Source organism: Pseudoselenomonas ruminantium, from assembly GCF_900113715.1.
Taxonomy (GTDB): domain Bacteria; phylum Bacillota; class Negativicutes; order Selenomonadales; family Selenomonadaceae; genus Selenomonas_A; species Selenomonas_A caprae.
In genome coordinates this window covers 42,405-50,164 of the sequence record NZ_FOQK01000023.1, presented here as the reverse complement: position 1 = coordinate 50,164, position 7,760 = coordinate 42,405, and the positions used below count along the sequence as shown (strand labels likewise).

Here is a 7,760-nt window from a genome sequence, read left to right as displayed (position 1 = left end):
CGTAGCAGAGGGCGGGGGCGGGTACACTTTCTTCGCAGCGGGAGCGATTTGCCCGAACGCAGTGAGGGATGGCCTGCAGCACGTACTTCCTAGAACGATTCGATGTATTGGCGTGCCGCTGGCCTGCCCGGCACATGTATCTAAGTACGTACTAAAGCAGCCGCGCGGGTCATTTAGCGGAAGCGGAGAAAAAGTGCACCCGCCCCCACCCAAGCTGAGCTGTACCGAGTTTGTTTTAACCACGTACGGACAGATAAACTGCAATTTGAAAAATATAGGTTGGATTTTTAAGGTGCATTTAATGGCAAGGTGGTTTAATGCTATCGGAAAGAGTATTTCGCGCAAGTTATCAGGGGAGGCTTTTCTATGCGCATTTTCAAATCCACATTTTTGGCGTTCGTGGCTGTGTTTGTTCTGGGCAGTGTGTTTTGCCTGCAAGGGGCAGAGGCTAGACCGCATATCATTTTCCATGTAGAGCACGTCAAACTCACAGCCCCAGGCAGGGCGGCGGTCAGTGGGTATTTTGAGAATACTGGTGATCGGACGGCTTATGCTAAGGAAATCCAATATGACCTTACGGTTAGTAATCCGAATGGCGGCATCATCTATCAGAATCCCAGCATTCATCAACATACGAATGTGAAGGTAGCGCCGAATCAGAAGGTGCACCATACTTTCCAGCTCAAAGACAGCCAGATCCCGCGGTACAAGCATCGTTATCATTGGCATATCGGCAATGTGCGTACGCATTGGCATACGAATAAATGATTTAGAACGGAAAAAGCAGGCTGCTGCACGTTATAGATGCGTGCGGCAGCCTGCTTTCATGCCTGGCCGGCAGCAAGCTTGGCGACTTGCTGATAGAGTTTCATGATGTTATCGTGATGTTGTTCGATATAGGCAACGGCCTGGTCCTGCTGTTGGGGAGAGGCATCAGCTGCCAGATAGTCTTTGGCGGCTTGTTCTTGTGCTTTGGCTGCTTCGTTGAGTGCGCGGCAGCCGATGGTCAGGGCTGATGATTTCAGTGCGTGGATATTGATGCGGTAGTCCTGCCAATCGGCGGCAGTCAGGTCACGGTCGAGTTGCGTGATCTTGGCTGCGGATTGCTCGCTGAACATGGCGAGGACTTTGTCGTAGAGTGCTTGGATGTTGTTGCAGTATTTCAGGCCAATCTCGCGGTCGATAAGCGGCGGGGCTTCGGCAGCCGGTGACGGCGGCGCGGGGCTGTCAGCAGCCTGGGGGGCTGGCTGTGGTGCTGCTGGTGCAGGCTTCGGCGGTTTTTCCACCAGTCCGGGCGGCAGGTAGCGATGCAGCATGGCGGCGAGATCCTCGCCGGTCATGGGCTTGCTGAGATAGTTGTCAAAGCCCTCGTGGAGGAATTTTTCCCGCGAGCCGGAAAGGGCGGTGGCCGTCAGCGCGATGAAGCGGGTGGAGCTGTCGCCTAATAGTTCTTTTGCCTTATGCAGGGTTTCCACCCCGTCCATGCCAGGCATCATGTAGTCCAGCAGGACGACATCGAAGGACTGCTGCTGCAAGGCCTTCAGTGCGTCGGCACCGCTATGGGCGATGACGGTCTGTACCTGTGTCTCCTTGAGCAGGCTGTCGGCGACGAAGCAGTTCATCTCATTGTCGTCGACGATGAGCACATGGGCGGCGGGAGCGATGAAGGTGGTCTGCGGGATGTCTGCATCCTCGAATTCCGGCGAGGCATTCAGGCTGAAGGCGCCGACTGGATCGAAGGAGTGGATGGCCTGCGGCAGCTCGATCGTAAAGGTGCTGCCAGTGCCGTAGGTGCTGGTGACATCTATGGTGCCAGCCATCATCTTCAGCAGGCGCTGCGTGATGGCCAGTCCGAGTCCTGTGCCTTCGATCTGGCAGTTGCGTTTGATGTCGAGCCGTTCAAAGACATGGAACAGCCGGCTCTTGTCTTCGTCGCGGATGCCGATGCCTGTATCGGTCACGGCGGCCCGCAGATAGAGCGTGCTCTCATTCCGGCGGCCGCTGATATCGAGGGTGATCGATCCTGCCGGCGTATACTTTATGGCGTTGTTCAGGAGATTGATGAGGATCTGGCGCAGGCGGCCAGCATCACCATGCAGGCCATTGGGCAGATAGGGATCGACGTGTACCTTGAATTGCAGGTTTTTGGCCTGAGCGCGCACGCCGACGATGGTGCAGACTTCACGGAGTATCTTGGTCAGCTGGTAGTCGGCAGGGACGAGTTCCATATGGCCTGACTCGATCTTCGAGAAGTCGAGGATCTCATTGATGAGGCTCAGCAGGGCCGTCGAGGCCGATTTGATGTTGTGGGCGTAGTGCTTGATTTCGCCTGGTGGCGCCTGCCGCAGAATCATCTCATTCATGCCGCTGATGGCATTGAGCGGTGTGCGGATTTCATGGCTCATGTTAGCGAGGAACTGGCTCTTGGCTTGATTGGCGGCATCGGCAGCTGCCCGCGCCTGGCGCAGCTCCTCGTTTTCAGCTACGCGCGTCTGGGCCATGAGCAGATAGATGCTCAGGCAGGCGAACAAGACAAGCATCAGCGTGAAGAGGAAGAACACGCGCTGATAGACGCTGACAATCTGTCCCGCGACTGCTGACCAGGGCATATAGCCGATCATGGAGAAGTCGGTCTGGGGGAGGTCGGCACCAAAGACGAAGAATTTTCCTTCGGCACCTTCGGTGTAGACTGCGGCGGCTTTATTGCGCTGGAGACGCCGGTGGACTTCGCGCATGCCTTGCTGGATGGCATCATCGCCCCAGAACCGCGCGTCTTCGGTGGTGTAGTTTTCATAGGGGACGGCCAGACTGCCGTCGCGGTATTGGATGATGACATGCGTGAAGGCATCGTAGTCAGAGAGTGCAAATAGTTTGGGCAGTGCGCCAATCGGATAGACTTGGTAGAGGACATAGCGGACGTTGTCCTCATAGACGACTGGTGTAGCGAGCAGGATTCCGATGTCAGGGTTATAGTCGATGACTGTATTGCCGTGGAAGGCCAGCTGCAAGCGCGGAAAGGAGTCGCTCGATACAGGGCGGCCTATGGTATGGCGCTGGAAGTCGATCAGGCCGGCCTGTCCTTCGGGACATTGCAGGGACAACATGTTCAATACATCCCGTTTGTCCTCTTCATGGGTGCTCAGATGCATGGCGGCGGTCTGCAACGGGGTCAGGAAGCGGCGGAAACGCTCACCTGCCAGCAGCGAGATATCCTCGGTCTGCCGGGCTACGGAGTGTTCGGCCGCATTATTCAGCATGGTGACGATTTTCTGTTGGATGAAGATGCCTGCAAGCACGAGCAGGAACATCGTCATGGCAATCGTCAGCAGCATTTTTCTGCGATTATTCAAGGATGTCTACCCCCTTTACAAGCCAGTCCATGTGCTGGAGCAGGCGGTCGTCGCGGATGGATTCGTCGGGGCGGCAGCGCAGTTTGCCTTGACGATCGTAGATCTCGCCGGCGAATATGAACCGGCCGGCGAGCATGGCTTGCTTCAGCTGCTCGAGCTTGGCTTTTTCGTCAGCGGTGACGGCGGCAGAGAAATCGCATAACTCAACGAAGCCAGCTTCCATGCCGACCCATTGCTTATCGACGTAGTTGAGTTCGCCTTTGAGGAAGCGGCGGATGATGTCTTCGTAGTAGCGGTCCCAATTGCAGATTACGGAGGTCAGTGCATGGTCGGAGCGCCAGGCATGTTTTCCCAGATCCTCATAGTAGCCGATGTAGTCGATGCCGTGCTCCTCGGCGACATTGGCGGCTGCTGGCTCATCCTGATGATAGGTCAGGACGTCAGCACCGGCTTCGCTTATCAGACGGCGGGCTTCAGCGTCTTCCTTTTCCTCGTCCTGCCAGCTGCCGGTCCACATGACGACAACGCGGGCTTGCGGGTTGGTTTGCTGTACGCCCAGGGCAAAGGCATTGATGCCACGATTGACTTCGGAATTCTGCATGGCCGCAACATAGCCGATGACATTGCTTTTGGTGCGCATGCCAGCCAGTGCGCCGGCCAGGTACCGGCCTTGATACATGCGGATGAAATAGGAGGTCATATTGCGGGCATGGCATTCAGCCGAGTTGGTACCGAAGGCGATCTGCGGATATTCGCGCACGAATTTCTGCGCCTCTTCCGAATAGGAATAACTGGCCAGGAAAATCATGCCAGCACCTGCATTGGCCAATTCCTGCACGGATTTGGTGCAGTCGCCTGGGGCTGTGATGCGCTCCTTGGTCAGCAGCTCAATGCCCATATTGTCACATGCTTTGCGGATGCCGCGGTACTGTGGGGCATTCCAGCCTTCTTCGTCAATACCGCCGAGCAGGATAATGCCGGCTTTTGGTTTTGGCTGGTCGAACGTGCTGGTGGTAAAAATCCAGCAGGCGGCAGTCAGGACAATGAGGATGAAACTGATGATGAGCAGCGTACCCCATTGGGATAAGCTGCGTTGTTTGTAGTCGTTCATGGTTAGCCCTCCCGGAGTTTGTAGTCCGTATCCTCATCAATGATTTGAATCATGATATCGGCAAAGAATGGGTCAAGCTGTGTGCCGCGGGCGTTTATTATTTCCTGACGAACGATGCTTTGGGGCAAGACATCGCGGTAGCTGCGTTTGGACGTCATTGCATCGTAAATATCGGCAACGGCGACGATGCGGACTTTTTCCGGGATGGCTGTGCCAGCCAACGCATCGGGGTAGCCTGAGCCGTCGTAATGCTCATGATGGCTGCGGGAAGCATCGGCAAGCTCAGGCATCTCGGTCACATGGGCCAGGATCTCGCTGCCGATGATCGTATGCTGCTGGATTTCTGCATATTCCGCGTCAGTCAGTTTCGTAGTCTTGTTGATAAGGCTTGAGGGGATGCCAATCTTGCCGATATCGTGGAGCTGGGCCATGTAATACACGGCGCGTTGATAGTCTGCCGGCTTTCCTGCCCGACGGGCGATTTCCTGCGCGTATTCCGCTACGCGGTGGGAATGGCCGTTGGTGTACTTGTCCTTGGCATCGATCGTATCGGCCAGCGTCTCGATCATCTCGCGGAACAGACGCTGGGTAGATGCCAGCTGCTGCTGAGCAATCGCTGTCTGCCGGTCGATTTCCTGCTGCATATGATGCTGCAGCGCCTTCAGTTCGAGCGTCCTTTCGATGCGCCGCAGGATCAGGGTGGGAATGAATGGTTTATGGACGAAATCGAAGGCCCCGGCCTGGATGCCTTCGACTTCCGTTTCCTGATCAAGGTCGCCTGTAAGCATGATCACGGGGATCTCCTTGGTCTGCGGTGATTGCTGCAGTGCAGCCAGAACATCAAAGCCGTTCATTTCCGGCATATTGATATCGAGCAGGATGAGGTCGAACGCCTGCTCAGACAGCATGGACAGGCCTTCGGGGCCGCTGGCGGCCGCAGTGAAACCGTAACTGCTGCTGAGGATGGCTTCGAGCATCATATGGTTCATGGCATCGTCGTCGATGGCCAGTATGTTGTAACGCTTGGTTGGCGTAGCCTTCATGGTGAGCCTCCTTTGTTGTTGGGATAGTTGTTCTCACCTTGATTTTAGCGGACTTTGGGGCGGGATGCCATGCTCTTGCCAAAGGTGGTAGATTCTTGCCAAAAATGGTAAAATCTTCCTATTTCAGAAAAATCATGTATAATGATGGTAGAAGTGATTTTCTGGATTTTTTTGTGGGGGAAAGTTGTGAAAATTGCTATTGTTGATGATGAAGCCGAGGCGCGGGATGCCTTGCAACAAGTCTTGCGCACTTGCGGAATCGAGCTTGTAGCGCAGGCGGATATGCAGCTTTTCGCCAGTGGCGAGGAATTCCTGGCCAGCTTTGCGCCAGAGATGTTCCAACTGGTGTTTCTCGATATCTGCATACAGGGGATCAATGGAATCGAGACGGCACTTGCTGTCCGCAAGCAGGCGGCGCAGCTGCCCATCATTTTTCTGACGAACAGTGCCGATTTTGCGCTGGAGGGCTATCAGGCGTATCCGGCAGGGTACCTGCTGAAGCCGGTCGAACAAGCGCGGACGCAGCTTATGGATATCTTGCAGCGCCTGTTGCCGCTGCTGGCAGACAGTTCGCTTCTGGTGCAGCTGAATGGCCGCGCGGTCAAGGTCCCTTGGGAGCGCATTGCCTATATCGATGTCCAGGGCGGCCGCCGGGTAGGCGGGCGGCGCGGCTGTGTCATCCACTTGCTGTCGGGGGCCGAGATGGCTGTCGATAATCCCTATGCGGATGTGGCTGCAGCATTGGATGTGGCTGATTTCACCGAGTGCTACAATCATGTGCTGGTCAATCTGGCGGCGGTGTCCGCGCTGACGGATGATGGTTTTGCGCTCAATAATGGCGAGCGCCTGCCCATAAGCCGGCGGCTTTACCGTGAGACGGCGCATGAATATATGGAGTATCTGCTCAGAAAGTGAGGGGCTGGCAATGGTAGTTCTCTTGGCGTTGGCATTGGTCTGTCTGCAGCTTACGGGGGTATGGCTCCGTTACCTGCCCTTTGCCAGGACTGTATTGGCTGCTCAGCGGCGCAAGCTGCAATGGCTGTCGGTTGGCTGGGGTGTCCTGGCGGTTTTAGGCTATACCGCTGTTCTGAACATGTATGACGGGGATGTCTTGCGTTTCAAACTGCTGGTGGCTTTTGGCTGGGTGCCCTTTTTCCTGCTGGCTTATTACTGCATTCCGCGGGGCTTTGTGCAGCATTTGTTTGTCCTGGGGATGCACAGCTTGTTTTCGCTTTTGCTGCATACGATCAGCGGGTTTATCGTCGGCGGGCTCCTGCCCGGGGATTATAGCTATATCCTGCACATGCTGGCACTGCTGAGCTGCTATCTGCTGCTGTTCACGCTGCTGATCCCGTTGGAGCGGCGCTTGTTCAGCCGCTTGGTGCCAACGCAGCGTTTCTTCCAATATCGGCCTTTGGGGCTGTATATCTCTTTGATGCCCTTAGTGGTGCTGTTTGCCTATGCTTTGCCGATGCTGGACGGGCAGCTCTATCATAGCGTGCCCGAACGCGTGGGCCGGCTGGCCCTGCCCATTTTCTTCTTCTTGATGTTCCGGCTGGTGCTGATGGCTGGACATCAGATGTCAGAGCATACGGCGGAAGTCAATCGCAATAATCTGCTGGCGCAGCAGCTCTACTCCCTGCGGGAGTACACCAGGCTCGAGGAAGAGAAGCGCCAGGCGCTGCGCGTCCTGCGCCATGATATGCGCCATTACAACCGGCTGTTGGGTACCCTGCTGGATGGGGGGCGCATCAGCGAGGCCAGGCAGCTGGTCGACAAGCAGGCAGCGGAGCTGGAGCACACGGCTTTGCAGGAATTCTGCGCCAATGACCTGATCAATGCGACGCTGTCGATCTATGTGTATCATCTGGGTAATCTGGAGATCCCACTGCAGCAGAAAGTGAACTTGCCGCGGGAGATGACCGGCATGGATACGGATATGGCTATCCTGCTGTCCAATCTGCTGGAGAATGCCCTGCACGCGAGCATGCGGCAGCCGGTCACCGATCGTGCGGTCAAGGTATCCGCGCAGTATACGGGCGGGCAGTTCGTTCTATCGGTGGCCAATCGGTTTGCCGAGCCGCTGCTGCTCGATGCGGATGGACTGCCATACAGTGAGCTGCCCGGACATGGCACAGGCATGATCTCGTTGCGGTCGTTTATCCAAAAGTATCATGCCCGGTGTGATTTCCGCCAACAGGATGGCTGGGTCACGGTGATGGTCTATTGGCAGGGAACGGATTAGACACGAAAAAG

Annotated in this window: 6 protein-coding genes; 3 read left to right on the top strand and 3 right to left on the bottom strand. The window is 56.0% G+C overall.

Annotated features, from left to right (window positions below; translation table 11 throughout):
- The first annotated feature begins 366 nt into the window (after window positions 1-366).
- Window positions 367-768, top strand: a complete 402-nt coding sequence (locus BM181_RS11625; protein WP_075445129.1) for a hypothetical protein — start codon at window positions 367-369, stop codon at window positions 766-768.
- Between the two features lie 56 nt (window positions 769-824).
- Here the strand turns inward: BM181_RS11625 and BM181_RS11620 are convergent, their stop codons facing one another.
- From BM181_RS11620 to BM181_RS11610, 3 genes are read right to left on the bottom strand one after another with little or no spacing between them, the layout of a single operon-like run.
- Window positions 825-3,350, bottom strand: a complete 2,526-nt coding sequence (locus BM181_RS11620; RefSeq protein WP_075445127.1) for an ATP-binding protein — start codon at window positions 3,348-3,350, stop codon at window positions 825-827.
- Window positions 3,343-4,461, bottom strand: coding sequence for a BMP family ABC transporter substrate-binding protein (locus BM181_RS11615; protein ID WP_075445125.1), 1,119 nt, complete (start codon window positions 4,459-4,461; stop codon window positions 3,343-3,345). Before BM181_RS11615 ends, BM181_RS11620 begins: the two co-directional genes overlap by 8 nt.
- Window positions 4,462-4,463: 2 nt before the next feature.
- Window positions 4,464-5,504: an HD domain-containing phosphohydrolase gene (locus tag BM181_RS11610; protein WP_075445123.1), complete on the bottom strand. Its 1,041-nt coding sequence runs from the start codon at window positions 5,502-5,504 to the stop codon at window positions 4,464-4,466.
- A 186-nt stretch (window positions 5,505-5,690) separates the two neighbouring features.
- On the opposite strand from BM181_RS11610, the gene BM181_RS11605 reads away from it, so the two are divergent.
- Together BM181_RS11605 and BM181_RS11600 are read left to right on the top strand one after the other, a co-directional pair.
- Entirely contained in the window at window positions 5,691-6,419 is a 729-nt protein-coding gene (locus BM181_RS11605; RefSeq protein ID WP_173371048.1) for a LytR/AlgR family response regulator transcription factor, read from the top strand.
- 10 nt (window positions 6,420-6,429) lie between these two features.
- The gene (locus BM181_RS11600; RefSeq protein ID WP_075445119.1) at window positions 6,430-7,749 is read left to right on the top strand and encodes a sensor histidine kinase; all 1,320 of its coding nucleotides are present in this window, start codon (window positions 6,430-6,432) and stop codon (window positions 7,747-7,749) included.
- Window positions 7,750-7,760: the final 11 nt, after the last annotated feature.